Raw genomic sequence first — 14,937 nt, 5'->3', positions numbered from 1 at the left:
ATGCATGTTTAAAGTACTTATGGCAAACTGATGTCTCAGGCATAGCAGTTGTGACTTATGTGGGTTGTGGTGATTTACATAAGATCATAAATTGCTGTGCCTGTCACGTTTTGGGGATTCGTCAGACCGGTGATTGGTATTACCACTGAGCAATGCTCAAGCAGTGATGTAGCAATTAGTAGTGCTAATTTGGTAACTATTCAAAGTGTAACTGTTATGGATGATGATCCTAATTCAGCCGTAGGCCTTACTGTAACTGAAAACACGTTAATTGACTCAGGTGCACCAATAGGTTCAGATAGTAGTTCTGGCGGTGGGCTAGGGTGGCTTTTAGGCGCTTTTTTACTTGTGTTTCCTCGTTTAAAACGTGCTAAATAATTAAATCTTATGTAATAGTAATGTGGCAGACGTAAATTACCTTTCACATTACTCTTATTAAACTTTGCTATTTAAAGTAATACTCGCCAAACCATAGCAAGCCAAATTGAAAATACACAAATACAACCTAGCAAAAATACTTTAAAACGTGCGCGTACGTTATTTTCACCTAAATGAATAACACTATGCACAATGCGTGTTGCTACAAATAAACAGGCCAGTATAGCCACAAGTGTACTGGCGCTATTTAGTTGTAGTGCAAGTAAACATCCCGCGTAAAAAAGTACAGGTATTTCAAACTGATTCGAAAAGTTTCTATCTGCCACCCTAATAGTGTCGCCAGCCTTATCTAACTGCATTGTTTTAAAATCACTTAAATCTAGTTGTTTATTTTTAGCTGCGGCAAAGCGCCTTTTACCCATAATGAGCATGACAACCAGTGAAAGCGTAACTTGTGCAAACATGGCAAGTATGATGATTTTTTCCATTGTTTTTCCTTATTATTTAGAATTTGCGTATTTTTTGATATTGAATGATTTTTAGTCTCGCAAGGTTGGCAGACTCCCAACTAATATCCAATTATGAAGACATTTTTCACAATGTGTTACACAAAATAGCGTTATTTTGTAGAAAGTTATTAATTGAAAATGTTAGTTTAGCTTAACTATATTGCTTTGAATTGGCGCACGCTATTTTGCGCAATACTTTTTAATGGAAAACAAAAATGAAAAAGATTATTGGTTTTAGTGCAATCGCACTTGCAGTTTTAAGTGGTTGTTCAAATACGGCTTCGGTTTCAGTGGCGCCTCAGGCCTCTTTACTATCAGATACGTTAGTCGTAAGTCCTAACGATAACCGCGAATATAAAACACTTAAGCTGGCAAACGACATTGAAGTAATTTTAGTGTCAGATCCAGGTGCTGAAAAATCTGCAGCGGCACTAAGCGTTGGTGTTGGTTTACTGCACGACCCAATGTCGCAACAAGGTATGGCGCATTATTTAGAGCACATGTTGTTTTTAGGCACAGATCGCTACCCAGACACAAAAGGGTATTCTGATTTTATGACCAAAAATGGTGGCGCGCACAATGCTTACACGTGGCTCGATATTACTAATTACATGTTTAAAATTAATAACGACGCGTTTGATGAAGGGCTAGACCGTTTTGCTGACTTTTTCAAAGCGCCTAAGTTATACCCAGAATACACAGATAAAGAAAAAAATGCAGTGAATGCAGAGTGGTCAATGCGCCGTGAAATGGACTTTTTTGGACAATTTAAACTCGCGCGTAAAATGATGGGCGATCACCCGGCTAATCGCTTTTTAATTGGTAACCTAGAAACCCTTGGCGATAAAGAAAACAGTTCACTTCATAAAGAAACGGTTGATTTTTATAATAAATACTACTCTTCAAATATTATGAAAGTTGCGCTTATTTCTAATTTACCTATTGCTGAAATGGAGCAAAAAGCGCAAAAATACTTTGCTGACATAAAAAATAAAAATATCGAAAAACCAACAGTGACTGCAAAACTTGATTTTGATAACGCTGGCGGAAAACGCGTGTTTTATGCACCAAATGAAGATGTAAAACAGCTGCAACTTGATTTCACCATTGCTAATAATAATAGCGAATTTGCACTTAAACCAAACCGATTTGTAGCGTATTTACTAAGTAATGAAATGCCGGGCAGCCCAGCGCAACTTCTTCGTGATAAAGGGTGGGTGTCTCAGCTTTCAGCTTCAGCTGCACCAAATCAATATGGCAACTACGGTTCGTTAAATGTAAATGTAGAGCTTACCGATGAAGGCATGAAAAATCGTGACGAAATAGTTGCGACTATTATGCAGTACATCGATTTAATTAAAAAAGAAGGCGTTGATAGCAAGTATTTCAACGAAATTCGTACTTCCCTTAATAACCAGTTTAAGTTTTTAGAAAAAGGTGATGAGTTTAATTATGTAAGCTCGCTTACGCAAAGCATGCAAGACTATCCGTTAAATCACGCTATTAATGCACCTTATTATTATGCAAAGTTTGACGCTGACGCTGTAAACAATGTACTTGAGCAGTTAAATGCCGACACCCTTCGTATTTGGTATGTATCGCAGCAAGAAGAGACAGACTCACAACTACACTTTTACGACGGTAAATACCGCATCAGTGACATTAGCGATGATGAAATTGCCAGCTGGAAAAAACCAAGCGAATTTAAGTTAGCACTACCAACAGTAAACAATTTATTGCCTGAAAATTTTGCAATAAAAACGCAAGCATTTAAAGAGCAAAAACACCCAGAACTTGCTTACGATAAAAGTGGTGTAAAAGTATGGCGCCAAGCAAGTCAAAAATTTGCAGAGCAGCCAAAAGGGCTTGTTGAAGTTTATATAAATACTCAACCCGGTTTGAACGATATTAAAGCAGAAGTCCTTTATTCTGTTTGGGCCGATTTATATAATATTCAACAAAGTCAGTTAAGTACCGAAGCAGCGATCGCCGGTATGAGTGTAAGCTTAGCACCGAGTAATGGCCTTGTTTTATCTATGAGTGGTTTTACAGATAAGCAAGATGTATTGCTTAAACAAGCTTTAACCGGCTTAAAAGCTGATGAAACAGCACAAGCATTTAACCAAGCCGTAGATCGTTTTAAACGTAATTTACTAAACCAACAAAAGCAGTTTCCGTATGCACAAGCATTTGGCGAGTATTCAAAACTAACGCGTACAGGTGGCTTTGATACAGATGCGCTTATTAAAGCCGCTGACTCACTGAGTGTTGCCGACTTAGCACAATTAAAAACAGCTACGTTTGCACAAAACGATTTACGTGTATTTAGTTACGGTAACTACGATCAGCAAGATATTGACGCGATTGCACAAGAGTTAAGTGCAACATTACCAAGTAATCATAAGCGCAGTGAATTTGCACGAAGCAAAGCGTGGTTGCCACAACCGGGCGAAACACTGGTACTGCAAAAAGATATCGATGTAGCCGATGTAGCGGTGGTTGATATGACCGTTCACCCTGTTGCGGGTTACAAACAAAAAGCAGAAGCAGCTGTATTACAAAGCCACTTTAGAACTGTTGCGTTTGATAAAATGCGTACTGAGGAGCAACTTGCATACGCAGTAGGTGCGTTAGCTCGCCCAATTGAAGATTACTCAGCAATTGGTTTGTATATTCAAACACCGGTTAAAGGACCAAAAGAAATACAAGCTCGTTTTGATAAGTTTAAAAAAGAATACGCAGTTGAACTTGATAACATGAGCGAAGAGACTTTTGAGCAGCTGAAAAACTCTACCCTTGTATCACTTAAAGAGCAGCCTAAAAACTTAAGTGACGAAATGAGCCCACTGATAAACGATTGGTATCGTGAAAACTTTACCTTTGATTCTAAGCAAAAGCTGATTGATGAAGTTGAAAAAGTAACGCTTGCAGATATAAAAGACTACTACAAGCAAACAATGCTTAACCCTAATGCTGCACGTTTAAATGTGCAATTACGCGGGACTAAGTTTATAGAAAGTGACTTTGCCGATTTACCTAATCAAACTAAAATCACAACGCTTGATGCCCATTACAATGGTATTAAACTACAAAAATAAGCTTTATCTATGTAGCTAAAAATAAACCCCAATGTATCACTACATTGGGGTTTTTATTTAAGCAAATTTAAGCCATTATCAAAAAGCCTATAACAGCTAATGCCGCAGCAATCAGTGTATATGGCAATTGTGTAACGGCATGGCTCATTAAATTACAACCAGAACCTTGCGCTGCGAGTACGGTTGAATCTGAGTAAAAACACGCTTGGCTACCAAAAGAAGAAGCCGATAATAGCGCCCCAATGACTAGTGGTATGTTTGCATCAACCGCATTAGCCAGTGGCATAACAATGGGAATTGATACAGCAAAAATACCCCAGCTAGACCCCGTTGCAAACGCTAATATAGCCATTGAAATAAATACCACGGCTGGTAAGTATGCAGCGGTCATATAAGGGCTTAAGCTGCCAATAACAAACTGAGGCAAACCAATTAAGTCGCATACATCTTTAAATATAAACGCAGCTATAACAGTACCAATCGCGGGGATCATACTTTTAAAGCCATCAAGCATGCGTTCAATCATTTCACTTACACTCATTAATTTTTGTAGAGCATAAAACGGGAGAGTGACCGCCATTGTTGCTAATAAGCCTTTGTATACGTCTATTTCAAAGTAAACAGTAAATGCAACCAGTAAAATAATCGGCACCAAAAAGTTACGTAATTTACCTTTAGGATCAGCATCTTCAAAGTTTTCTTCTACGGCTTTTACCGCATATTCATCCGCTGTTTGAACGTCATTGTATTGAGCAGGGTCGACTTGAGCTTGCTCAATTTGCGCCATTTGCTCTGCTTTTTTCATTGGACCAATCGCAGGAATAATACCCAGCACAACAAGTAAAACAACAAGCACTGCAAACCACGCATAAAACATATACGGTATGGCTTGGATATAAACTGCAATCCCTTTGCCTTCTTCTGCAATACCGTTATCTACAAGTAAGCCACCAAAAAAAACCGCCCAAGTAGATAAAGGGACAAGTACACAAATTGGTGCAGCAGTAGAGTCTACAACATAGGCAAGCATCTCACGGCTCACTTTAAATTTATCGGTAATGCGTTTCATGGTTTCACCCACGGTAAGCGCATTTAAGTAGTCATCAATAAAAATAACTACACCCAAACAAAAGGTCATAAACAAAGATGAGCGTTTACCTTTAGTGTATTTAAGGGCTAACTTGCCAAAAGCCGATGCGCCACCTGTGCGCACTAATAGCGCGATCAAAGCACCAAAGCCACCACATACAAGTATTAGCCAGCCGATGGTTTCGTCTGTCATCACTTTTAGCGATGTACTCGCAAAGTTAGTAAGTACCTGTGCAGGATCGGCGATAACTAAACCAACTAAAGCACCAATAAGTAAAGATAAAATAGGGCGGCGTAATACAACAGCCAATACAACTACCACCAACGGTGGCAGTAAACTTAACGCAGAAGGTTCAAGCATTTAAGTATTCACAAAATTAAAAGCATGTATAAAAATTACAATAGTATTAATTTTTAAACTGCTTATACAAAAACAAAGAAGATGATAAGTTTGTTGTAAAATCATCTTCCAAGTCACTGCTTTTGTACGCGAGGGAGGGACACATAAACAGTCATGTTAAATAGCAGCTTAAGTGAAACGCGTTGGCTTTGGCGCCAGACGGTGCAAGGAGTGCAAACCGCTATTGTTGTGCCTGTAAAAACATCGGCGCAAAAATAATCTGCTTTTTAATTTCAGTCAACAAAAAGTTACATGCAAAACAAAGTTTTTTAAAGGAGCTTACATTGAACGCTGTATTTAAAACAAATCGACTGTTGTTGCGCCATGCAAATGAGCTTGATGCAGCTATTTTACTTAAGCTAGTTAATCAGGCGAGTTTCATAGAGCATATTGGTGATAAAGCAATCTATACCCTTGATGATGCCAAGTCGTACATCAATCAGTCATTTATTGCTTCTCATGTACGCCAAGGCTTTGGGCCTTACATTATTACTTTGCATAATGCTGTAGTGGTTGGCGTTGTTGGGTTTTATAAACGAGCAGCGTTACAACAACCTGATTTAGGTTTTGCACTTGTAAGCGGTTTTGAAAAAAAGGGTTATGTTTTTGAAGCGGCCAGCGCACTTTTGCAACATAAGCATGAATTTGGAATTACAAAACTGTGTGCAATAACATCACCAGATAATAGGGCATCGCAGAATGTGTTGTTAAAATTGGGTTTTAAAATAGAGGGCAAGGCGGTTATCAATGATGATAAAACCGCCGTGATTATATTGTCACTTAACGATTAAAGTCTTGCTTGTTCTATTTGTTTTGCAACATTTAGGTTTATATTTAGCCATGTTGCTTCAAGTGTTGAAACTAAACCGTCATAGCCATCATCATCAATAGGGACCAATTGCGAAAAATTATTAATACTTATAAGGCGTCGGCCTGTTTCAGGGTGTGTGTAATATAAACGCCAAAGCCCAGAAATATCAGCGTTACCTTGCATATCGCCATTAAAGTGGTGAATTTCGTATTCAAGCTCATAAAACGTTTGTTGATCAAGTTCAGTAATGACCGGTAAGCCTTTTATTACCATCCAGTTGGGCATAGCATTAAAAAGTGTTTGCTGGGCTGTTGCAGTAAGCATTACATCCGGCGATTCGCCCCACAGGTTATAATTTGCAGCATGAATTTGGTTGCTATCTATTTTCATAGCAATGCCCAAATTATTTAAAGCGCCTCTAAGTACAACAGTTTGTATTCTTAGTTGCGCATCTGTATCTGCAACGTTTCGAGACGATGCACCTATAGGCTGCTCAAACTGGTAATACTGTGTCGCAGTTTGTATTGATGAACTACAACCTGCCAATAGTAATAATAAACTTGCAGTTAAAAATAACGATTTCATTATTGCTTCCTTGGTTTTGGATCTGCTGGTAATGATTTATCAAAAATTAGCATATTAGGTTGCTCGTTTAATCCGCGAGTTAGAGGCTGTAGGCCCTCACTTAAACGTTTAAACTCTTTTAACGTTTGCTGTATTTGATGATGAAGTTCAGAACCGGCTTGGTAACTGGCCATGGTTTTATCAAATTGGCGCATAGTGACTTCAAACTGCTCCATGCTTTTTGTCATCTTTTCGAAATTACGGTTAAAGTCGCCAGGTAAGTTTTGTGTATCTTTTTGGCTTAGCAGCTCTCGCATTTCATTAGCAAGCGCTCGGTAATCGGTAAATGTAGCTTGCATTTGTGCCAAGCTATCTTCAACTTTTAAGTTATTTACCTTATTAAGTACGTCAGAAACTTGATCTGCTAATACAGTTATACCGCTTGAAATACTCGGAAAAACATCATACTGCACAAGTTTACCTAGGTGCGCTTCTGGCGCGTCGGGGTATATATCAAAATCTACATACACAGCACCCGTTAATAAATTACCAGGCTTTAACGAGGCGCGCATACCACTTTCAATCCAGCCCTTTAAACTGCCTTGCCAATACTCTTTTGCTGAAGCACTGTCATGATACAAGCGTCCGTATTCTACTTTTATAAGCACTGGAACCGCCGTATTATGGTTTCTAAAGTGGGCAGGTTTACCGTCAATAATTACATTGGCAGGGGTTTCAACAACAGTACCTACACGCATACCTCTGTATTCGACAGGTGCACCTGTGCGTAGTCCTCGAACTGATTGTTCAAATTCAATTAGGTAGTAATCAAAATCATAAAAGCGCTCTTCTAACGCCTCTTTATAGCTTTGGCTTAATGAAAAGCTATGCCCATCTTGTGCTATTTCACCCGGGGCCTGTTGTTCAGGTAAACCAACCGAAATACCGCCTTTTAATAGTTTACTCAAAGAGCCCGTATTAATATTGATACCATCGGCAGATAGGTCAATTTCAATTCCTGCGTTCACCCAAAAAATAGAGTTCATGGTGATCAGATTTTGATAAGGGGCTTTAATAAATACGCCGTACTTCATTGCTTGGTTTTCCCAATCAAAAGTGGCGGTTTCTATTTGCCCTATTTTATAATTTTTGAAGAATATACCGGTGCTTACATCAAGTACTTCAGCGTTGTAACTCATTAATTTAAAACGACCACCTTTCACATCTTTACCAATAAGGGCGGGTTCATCTTGTAACTTAAAACGCTCTTTTAGTTCTTTACTTTCACCGGGTGAAAACTCTAAATATACACCAGACAATAACGTACTCATCCCGCTAATACCTGTTTCATCAATGCGTGGTTTCACGACCCAAATTTTGGCATCGTTAGTCAGTAGCTCGTTGTAATTTTTATCTATTTGCGCGCGAGCAATTACGCTGTCTTGCGTGTCGGATAGCCTAACATGATCAATTTGACCTATTTTTACACTGCGCACTTTTATTTCAGTCTTACCTGCAATAATACCTTCTGCTTGTGGCATTTCGATAAAAATAGTAGGGCCTTTATTAGCTTGGTATTGGTATAACATCCACATGCCCACTAAAAGCGCAATTGCCGGAATGATCCAGATAGCGGAAATTTTCGGTTCTTTTGTTATTTCGGCGGTTTCGGTCATGCTTTGTTCTCTGATTTTTTGTTTTTAGGGGAATCCCACAATAAGCGTGGGTCAAAGGCATGGGCAGCCATCATTTGGCATATTACCATAACTGTAAAAAATACAATGCCTAATCCTGGCGTTACTGACATTAAATTACCCAGTTGAACTAAGGCCACTAAAATAGCAACCACGAATACATCTATCATCGACCATTTACCAATAAACTCAGTCAGTTGATAAATTCGGGTGTAACTTTTTGTATGTTTATTGGCAGGCCTTGTAACCATAAAGCATAAAAAGCTCAATACAAATGCCTTAGCAAGCGGTACAACCACACTGGCTAAAAATATAATAGCGGCAATAGGGTAGGAGCCACTTTTCCAAAGAGTAATAACACCACCAATTAAAGTCGAAGGGGATTCATCCCCAAGGCTAGTGGTGTGCATAATAGGTAAAACATTTGCTGGAATATAACAAACAACAGAAGTAATTAGCCAAGCTGCTGCTTTTTGTACGCTATAAGGGTTTCTGACGTGTGTTTTTGTATGGCAACGCTGGCAAATATTACCGGTACATAGTTGATGGCACACATGGCAGGCTTTAATATTTTCATCTATTGCACGTTTAGCATGCTCTGCGCCTTCGAGTACTTTTACAGGCTTTATTTGAGCCCATAAGCGTGGGCGATTTAAGTGAACAAGTGCAGCTATGTATAAAATAACAAACCCCACATAAGCCCAAAAACTCGTGCCGAAGCTAATATCAGCCAGCGACATGATTTTAACCATACTAACAAGTACGCCAATTAAAAATATTTCCGACATAATCCAAGGCTCTAACGCCAAAGTGAACTTTAGTAGTCGCCTTGCAATGCTCTCTGGTAATGCTTTTAAAAGCCCAAGATGCAAAGGAATTAAAATAACAAGCAAACCCATGGGCAGGGCAATAATGCTCAAATCAATAAATAAGCCAAGTAGCTCACTATCATAATTAAACAAAATTCGAGCCGCGTCGGGCAGTGTAATAGTTTGAGTTATACCGCTACTACTAAATGAAATAAAAGGGTAAAACATACTGCTGAGCAACATTAATAGTGCGCTAAAGCTTAGTGCTACTATGCGACTGTCGTGATTAACATCGGCTTCGCAAAGTTTATGGTGGCAATGTGGGCATATCGCCATTTGTTTTGCGATTATGCGAGGTATATCTATGATCAGATCGCAGCAGGGGCAGACAGTTTGCAATTTAATACCAAGCAAGAAGAATATTTCTTCAATTTTGCTATATTTAATACATTAATACAACGCGTTCTGCCATCAAGCTGCTCGTTATGTAAAGGAAGCGTGTGAAATATTATTTGTACTGCATACTAATGTGGCTCTTTATTTGTTCGCAAAATGCTGTGGCTAGTAATAAAGAGCGAGAAGTAATTATCGCCGCGAGCGCATCAATTCCGCCCTATGTTTTTGAAAAAACAGACTCGGGTATACACCTAGGTTTAATCAAAGCCGCGTTAAAGGCTAATGGATTTGCCAATATTAATGTGCAATATATGTCGAATAAACGCGCTGAGCATCAATTGCATAATAAAGGAGTAGATATACTTTTAAATTATGCAGGAGAAAGTAGTGCAGGTATTTACTCAAGTAAACCGGTACTTAGTTATGAAAATGTAGCCATCACACTCAAGCGAAATAAATATAATATTGATGAAATAGAAGGCATGTTTAATAAAAACGTCCTTGCTTTTCAAAATGCAACTGCATATCTGCCTTCTATATTTAAAAGTAATGTTAAACACTTTAGCTCATATCAAGAGGTTATTAATCAAAAGGCGCAGGTAGATAAGCTGTTAAAAGGTTGGGTGGATGTAATTGTGTTAGATAAGCGTATTTTTTACTATTACTACAATAAACATAAATCACCCGAAGTTGTGCAAATTTACACTTTATTTCCAAAAGCAGAGCGACCTGCTTATTTTAATAACCTATCTTTAGCTACTGAGTTTGATATAGGTTTGGCGCTCATCAAGCAAAACGGTACTTATAAAAGAATTGTTGATGAAGGCCAAACCCATTCATCAATCAAATAACGCCACTGTTTGACGTGTAAGCGCTATTAGCTCACCGGATTGTGACCATATACAGCCATCTTCTAAACCATAGCCATCTTTTGAATGATGAGTGATTGCTTCAAAGCCAAGCCATTCGCCAGGTGATAAGTTTGGCTCTTGTACAAACTCTAAATACCATGACATGCTACTAGCTGGAGCGGGTTGTTTAAACATTTGTAATAACGTAGGTGGCCATGCATCTGTTAATGCAATTACATGCGCTTCAGTTATTTGTTCGGGCGTATGTTTAAAGCGCATCCATCCCCCTAAGTGAGACGTTTCTGCGCTGCTAAATGGCATGGCACCTTGTTGAGGGCATAAATCAACATGTTGAAAAAATTCAGGCATCTGGCCTTTAATAAAAGGTAGAGTATGGCGCTCGTCTACCGGTTTTAACCCTAAAGACTTTGAAACAGGCACATTTACACCCGACTCTCTACTTTTAGCAAAACACGCTTGTACAATTACACACACTTGTTCATTTTGAATGGCTGTAGCGAGTACCTGTGTGCTGCTTTTACCTTGTCTTAATATTTCTACCGATAACGAAAAAGGAGTATCAGCTAGTAATGGCCCTACAAAATTTGTACTGAGTGAGAGTAGGCGACGATCACTGGATACTTTTCCTCTGATAGCTTGATACAACAGTGCGGCTGAGAGCCCACCAAAAGCAGTTCTGCCTTGGCACCAGTTTTCTGGAAATTGCATTGTGCTAGTTAATTGTTCGGTATTGTCTGAACTTCCAATTTTTGCAGCTTGGAGAAGTAATTGTTCAAAATGCATGAAGATGTCCTCTTATAGTGCGATTTAATAAATTTATAACACAACCAAACTAGTCAGACCAGTAATTAAAAACGTCTCTGGCGGTGCAAAAATCACCATTCCTTACAATTATTAGGGTTATTTTGTAAATAAATCACAAAAAATGGATTTTTTTTCATTTTTACAGTTGAAATAAGTTTGGCGCATCCCTATTTACTATGTCATCGAACGTATTAACGAATATTGAAGTTGGAGAAGTTTCATGGGTAAAATTATTGGAATCGATTTAGGTACTACAAACTCTTGTGTTGCAGTACTTGATGGTGGCAAAGCACGTGTTATTGAAAACGCGGAAGGCGATCGCACAACCCCGTCTATTATTGCTTACACGCAAGACGGCGAAACATTAGTAGGTCAATCTGCTAAGCGTCAAGCGGTTACTAACCCGACAAACACATTATTTGCAATCAAGCGTTTAATTGGTCGTCGTTTTGAAGACGAAGAAGTACAACGCGATATCGGCATTATGCCGTTTAAAATCATCAAAGCTGATAACGGCGATGCATGGGTAGAAGCGGGTGGCGAAAAACGCGCTGCACCACAAATTTCTGCTGAAGTACTGAAAAAAATGAAGAAAACGGCAGAGGACTTCTTAGGTGAAGAAGTAACTGAAGCTGTAATCACAGTACCTGCATACTTTAACGATTCACAACGTCAAGCAACGAAAGATGCTGGCCGTATTGCGGGTCTTGAAGTTAAACGTATTATCAATGAGCCAACTGCTGCGGCACTTGCTTACGGTATGGATAAAAACCGTGGCGAAAACATCGTTGCAGTATATGACTTAGGTGGCGGTACTTTCGATTTATCAATCATTGAAATTGATGAAGTTGAAGGCGAGCACACTTTTGAAGTACTTGCTACAAACGGTGATACTCACTTAGGTGGTGAAGATTTCGATAACCGTGTAATCAACTACTTAGTAGCTGAATTCAAGAAAGATCAAGGTTTAGACTTAAAAACTGATCCTCTTGCAATGCAACGTGTTAAAGAAGCTGCTGAAAAAGCAAAAATTGAACTGTCATCTGCACAATCAACTGAAGTAAACCTTCCGTATGTAACTGCTGATGCATCTGGTCCTAAGCACATGAACGTGAAACTAACACGTGCTAAGCTTGAATCACTAGTTGAAGATTTAGTAACTAAATCTCTAGAGCCACTTAAACGTGCACTTGCTGATGCTGATTTATCAGTAAGCGACATCAACGATATTATTCTTGTTGGTGGCCAAACACGTATGCCTTTAGTACAAAAAACAGTTGCTGATTTCTTCGGTAAAGAACCACGTAAAGACGTAAACCCTGATGAAGCAGTTGCAGTAGGCGCAGCGATTCAAGGTGGTGTACTTGCTGGTGACGTTAAAGATGTACTATTACTAGACGTTTCTCCATTATCTCTAGGTATTGAGACAATGGGCTCAGTAATGACTGCATTAATTGAGAAAAACACGACGATTCCTACTAAGAAATCGCAAACATTCTCAACAGCTGAAGATAACCAATCTGCTGTAACAATTCACGTGTTACAAGGTGAGCGTAAACGTTCAAGCGACAATAAATCTCTAGGTCAATTTAACCTAGAAGGTATTCGCCCAGCACAACGTGGTACACCGCAAATCGAAGTAACATTCGATGTTGATGCCGATGGTATCTTACATGTATCTGCAAAAGATAAAGATACAGGTAAAGAGCAAAAAATCACAATTCAAGCATCTTCAGGCTTAAGCGATGAAGAAGTTGAAAAAATGGTTCGTGATGCAGAAGCACATGCTGAAGACGATAAAAAGTTTGAAGAACTTGTAGCTGCTCGTAACCAAGCTGATGCTCTAGTACATGGTACTCGTAAGCAAATTGAAGAAGCTGGCGATGCATTACCAAGCGAAGACAAAGAAGCGATTGAAGCGGCTGTTGTAGATTTAGAAGCTGCTATTAAGAGCGACAACAAAGAAGAGATTGAAGCTAAAACTCAAGCTCTTGCTGAAAAGTCTCAAAAACTAATGGAAATTGCACAAGCGAAAGCACAGCAAGGTTCAGCAGATGCAGGCGAGCAACAGCAATCAGCTAAGCAAGACGACGACGTTGTTGATGCAGAGTTCGAAGAAGTGAAAGACGACAAGTAATTGTTGCTAACGCTTCTCGCTAGCCAAAAACACTTAACTCAATCGAGTGTTTAGGTTAGGATGAACAATTGAGGCGCGCGAGCAATAGCTTGTCGCGCCTTTTGCATGTATTTAAGGTTTAAAAATTCAATGATAAATCGATGCGATTTATCGGTTTATCCAGCAGCTCACGCTGCAAACAGAAAAGAGTAGTGTGATAGATATGTCAAAACGCGATTATTACGAAGCCCTCGGCGTAAGCAAAGATGCGAGTGAGCGAGACATAAAAAAAGCGTATAAACGCTTAGCGATGAAATATCATCCAGATCGTACCGCAGGCGATAAAGAGCTTGAAACTAAATTTAAAGAAGTTAAAGAAGCTTACGAGATTTTAACCGATCCTCAAAAACGCCAAATGTATGACCAACATGGTCACGCGGCATTTGAGCAAGGCGGTGGCGGTGGTCATGGCGGCTTTGGTGGCGGTCATGGCGATTTTGGTGATGTATTTGGTGACGTATTTGGCGATATTTTTGGTGGCGGCGGTGGTCGACGTCAATCTCGTCAACAACGTGGTTCTGACTTACGTTACAACATGGACTTGAGCTTAGAAGAAGCGGTTCGTGGTAAAGAAGTTGAAATTAAAGTGCCAACATGGGTGGGTTGTGAGCCGTGTGATGGCAGTGGTGCTAAAGCAGGTTCAAAGCCTAAAACATGTACTACATGTCATGGTGCTGGCCAAGTACAAATGCGCCAAGGTTTCTTTGCTGTTCAGCAAACGTGTCCAACGTGTCAGGGACAAGGTCAGATTATTTCAGACCCTTGTAACAAATGTCATGGCCAGGGCCGCGTAGAAAAAACTAAAACGCTTTCAGTTAAAATTCCAGCTGGCGTTGATACAGGAGACCGTATCCGCTTAACTGGTGAAGGTGAAGCCGGAATGCACGGCGCGCCATCTGGCGACTTGTACGTGCAAGTATCTGTTCGCGAACATGAAATATTTGTACGTGAAGCAAATAATTTATACTGTGAAGTACCAATTAGCTTTACAACAGCAGGTCTTGGTGGCGAAATTCAGGTGCCAACACTTGATGGTCGTGCAAAGCTTAAAATACCTTCTGAAACGCAAACGGGCAAAATGTTCCGTATGCGTGGCAAAGGCGTTAAGTCTGTTCGAAGTGGTGCCCAAGGCGATCTAATTTGTAAGGTAGTAATCGAAACGCCAGTTAATCTTAACGAGCGTCAACGTGAACTACTGCAAGAGTTAGATGAAAGTATGGGTACAGATAGCTCGAAAAATCGTCCTAAAGAGCAAGGCTTTTTTGACGGGGTTAAAAAGTTTTTTGATGATTTAACTAAGTAAATTTAAATTATTATTAATAATGAAACGGCGCTTT

General features: G+C 39.4%; 11 protein-coding genes and 1 pseudogene. 6 read left to right on the top strand and 6 right to left on the bottom strand.

Features of this window, described 5'->3' with window-relative positions; genetic code table 11:
- Positions 1 to 126: 126 nt before the first annotated feature.
- Positions 127 to 378: pseudogene (locus H5088_RS18370) on the top strand (peptidylprolyl isomerase); the annotation flags it as partial.
- Between the two features lie 71 nt (positions 379 to 449).
- On the opposite strand, the gene H5088_RS18365 reads toward H5088_RS18370, so the two are convergent.
- Positions 450 to 866, bottom strand: a complete 417-nt coding sequence (locus H5088_RS18365; RefSeq protein ID WP_076925639.1) for an MAPEG family protein — start codon at positions 864 to 866, stop codon at positions 450 to 452.
- A 236-nt stretch (positions 867 to 1,102) separates the two neighbouring features.
- Here H5088_RS18365 and H5088_RS18360 point away from each other — a divergent pair, with 236 nt between their 5' ends.
- A complete protein-coding gene (locus H5088_RS18360) occupies positions 1,103 to 3,985 on the top strand; it encodes an insulinase family protein (RefSeq protein ID WP_182754080.1) in 2,883 nt (960 codons plus the stop codon).
- A 67-nt stretch (positions 3,986 to 4,052) separates the two neighbouring features.
- Here H5088_RS18360 and H5088_RS18355 read toward each other — a convergent pair whose 3' ends face one another.
- Positions 4,053 to 5,435, bottom strand: a complete 1,383-nt coding sequence (locus H5088_RS18355; protein ID WP_024604188.1) for a Na+/H+ antiporter NhaC family protein — start codon at positions 5,433 to 5,435, stop codon at positions 4,053 to 4,055.
- A gap of 323 nt (positions 5,436 to 5,758) precedes the next feature.
- On the opposite strand from H5088_RS18355, the gene H5088_RS18350 reads away from it, so the two are divergent.
- On the top strand, positions 5,759 to 6,265 hold the full coding sequence (locus H5088_RS18350; RefSeq protein ID WP_182754078.1) for a GNAT family N-acetyltransferase: 507 nt from the start codon (positions 5,759 to 5,761) through the stop codon (positions 6,263 to 6,265).
- Here the strand turns inward: H5088_RS18350 and H5088_RS18345 are convergent.
- From H5088_RS18345 to H5088_RS18335, 3 genes are read right to left on the bottom strand one after another with little or no spacing between them, the layout of a single operon-like run.
- The gene (locus H5088_RS18345; protein ID WP_024595769.1) at positions 6,262 to 6,870 is read right to left on the bottom strand and encodes a PqiC family protein; all 609 of its coding nucleotides are present in this window, start codon (positions 6,868 to 6,870) and stop codon (positions 6,262 to 6,264) included. The genes H5088_RS18350 and H5088_RS18345 overlap by 4 nt on opposite strands.
- Positions 6,870 to 8,525, bottom strand: a complete 1,656-nt coding sequence (gene pqiB / locus H5088_RS18340; protein ID WP_182695179.1) for an intermembrane transport protein PqiB — start codon at positions 8,523 to 8,525, stop codon at positions 6,870 to 6,872. Before pqiB ends, H5088_RS18345 begins: the two co-directional genes overlap by 1 nt.
- Positions 8,522 to 9,688 (bottom strand): paraquat-inducible protein A, encoded by a 1,167-nt coding sequence (locus H5088_RS18335; RefSeq protein WP_024595565.1) that lies wholly within the window; start codon positions 9,686 to 9,688, stop codon positions 8,522 to 8,524. The genes pqiB and H5088_RS18335 overlap by 4 nt, the downstream gene beginning before the upstream one ends.
- 164 nt (positions 9,689 to 9,852) lie before the next feature.
- Between H5088_RS18335 and H5088_RS18330 the strand changes: the two genes are divergently transcribed.
- Positions 9,853 to 10,599 carry an ABC transporter substrate-binding protein gene (locus H5088_RS18330; RefSeq protein WP_182754076.1) on the top strand — a complete coding sequence of 249 codons (747 nt, stop codon included), beginning with the start codon at positions 9,853 to 9,855 and terminating at the stop codon, positions 10,597 to 10,599.
- On the opposite strand, the gene H5088_RS18325 is transcribed toward H5088_RS18330, so the two are convergent.
- Complete coding sequence (locus H5088_RS18325; protein WP_182754074.1) at positions 10,588 to 11,403, bottom strand: thioesterase family protein; 816 nt, start codon at positions 11,401 to 11,403, stop codon at positions 10,588 to 10,590. The two genes, H5088_RS18330 and H5088_RS18325, sit on opposite strands and share 12 nt — an antisense overlap.
- Positions 11,404 to 11,644: 241 nt before the next feature.
- Between H5088_RS18325 and dnaK the strand changes: the two genes are divergently transcribed.
- On the top strand, positions 11,645 to 13,561 hold the full coding sequence (gene dnaK / locus H5088_RS18320) for a molecular chaperone DnaK (RefSeq protein ID WP_002959064.1): 1,917 nt from the start codon (positions 11,645 to 11,647) through the stop codon (positions 13,559 to 13,561).
- A gap of 202 nt (positions 13,562 to 13,763) precedes the next feature.
- On the top strand, positions 13,764 to 14,903 hold the full coding sequence (dnaJ, locus tag H5088_RS18315) for a molecular chaperone DnaJ (RefSeq protein ID WP_002959065.1): 1,140 nt from the start codon (positions 13,764 to 13,766) through the stop codon (positions 14,901 to 14,903).
- The last annotated feature ends 34 nt before the right edge of the window (positions 14,904 to 14,937 follow it).

The sequence above is a fragment of the Pseudoalteromonas sp. SR43-3 genome (assembly GCF_014163875.1).
GTDB classification, from domain to species: Bacteria; Pseudomonadota; Gammaproteobacteria; order Enterobacterales; family Alteromonadaceae; genus Pseudoalteromonas; species Pseudoalteromonas distincta.
The sequence above is the reverse complement of the archived record's forward strand: the minus strand, read 5'-3'. Positions and strand labels throughout refer to the sequence as shown.

Bases quoted from the DNA above. Each gene is read 5' to 3' on its own strand.
- H5088_RS18345 (WP_024595769.1), bottom strand. From the start codon at position 6,870: ATGAAATCGTTATTTTTAACTGCAAGTTTATTATTACTATTGGCAGGT.
- H5088_RS18335 (WP_024595565.1), bottom strand. From the start codon at position 9,688: ATGGCGATATGCCCACATTGCCACCATAAACTTTGCGAAGCCGATGTT.
- dnaK (WP_002959064.1), top strand. From the start codon at position 11,645: ATGGGTAAAATTATTGGAATCGATTTAGGTACTACAAACTCTTGTGTT.
- H5088_RS18365 (WP_076925639.1), bottom strand. From the start codon at position 866: ATGGAAAAAATCATCATACTTGCCATGTTTGCACAAGTTACGCTTTCA.
- pqiB (WP_182695179.1), bottom strand. From the start codon at position 8,525: ATGACCGAAACCGCCGAAATAACAAAAGAACCGAAAATTTCCGCTATC.
- H5088_RS18355 (WP_024604188.1), bottom strand. From the start codon at position 5,435: ATGCTTGAACCTTCTGCGTTAAGTTTACTGCCACCGTTGGTGGTAGTT.
- dnaJ (WP_002959065.1), top strand. From the start codon at position 13,764: ATGTCAAAACGCGATTATTACGAAGCCCTCGGCGTAAGCAAAGATGCG.
- H5088_RS18360 (WP_182754080.1), top strand. From the start codon at position 1,103: ATGAAAAAGATTATTGGTTTTAGTGCAATCGCACTTGCAGTTTTAAGT.
- H5088_RS18325 (WP_182754074.1), bottom strand. From the start codon at position 11,403: ATGCATTTTGAACAATTACTTCTCCAAGCTGCAAAAATTGGAAGTTCA.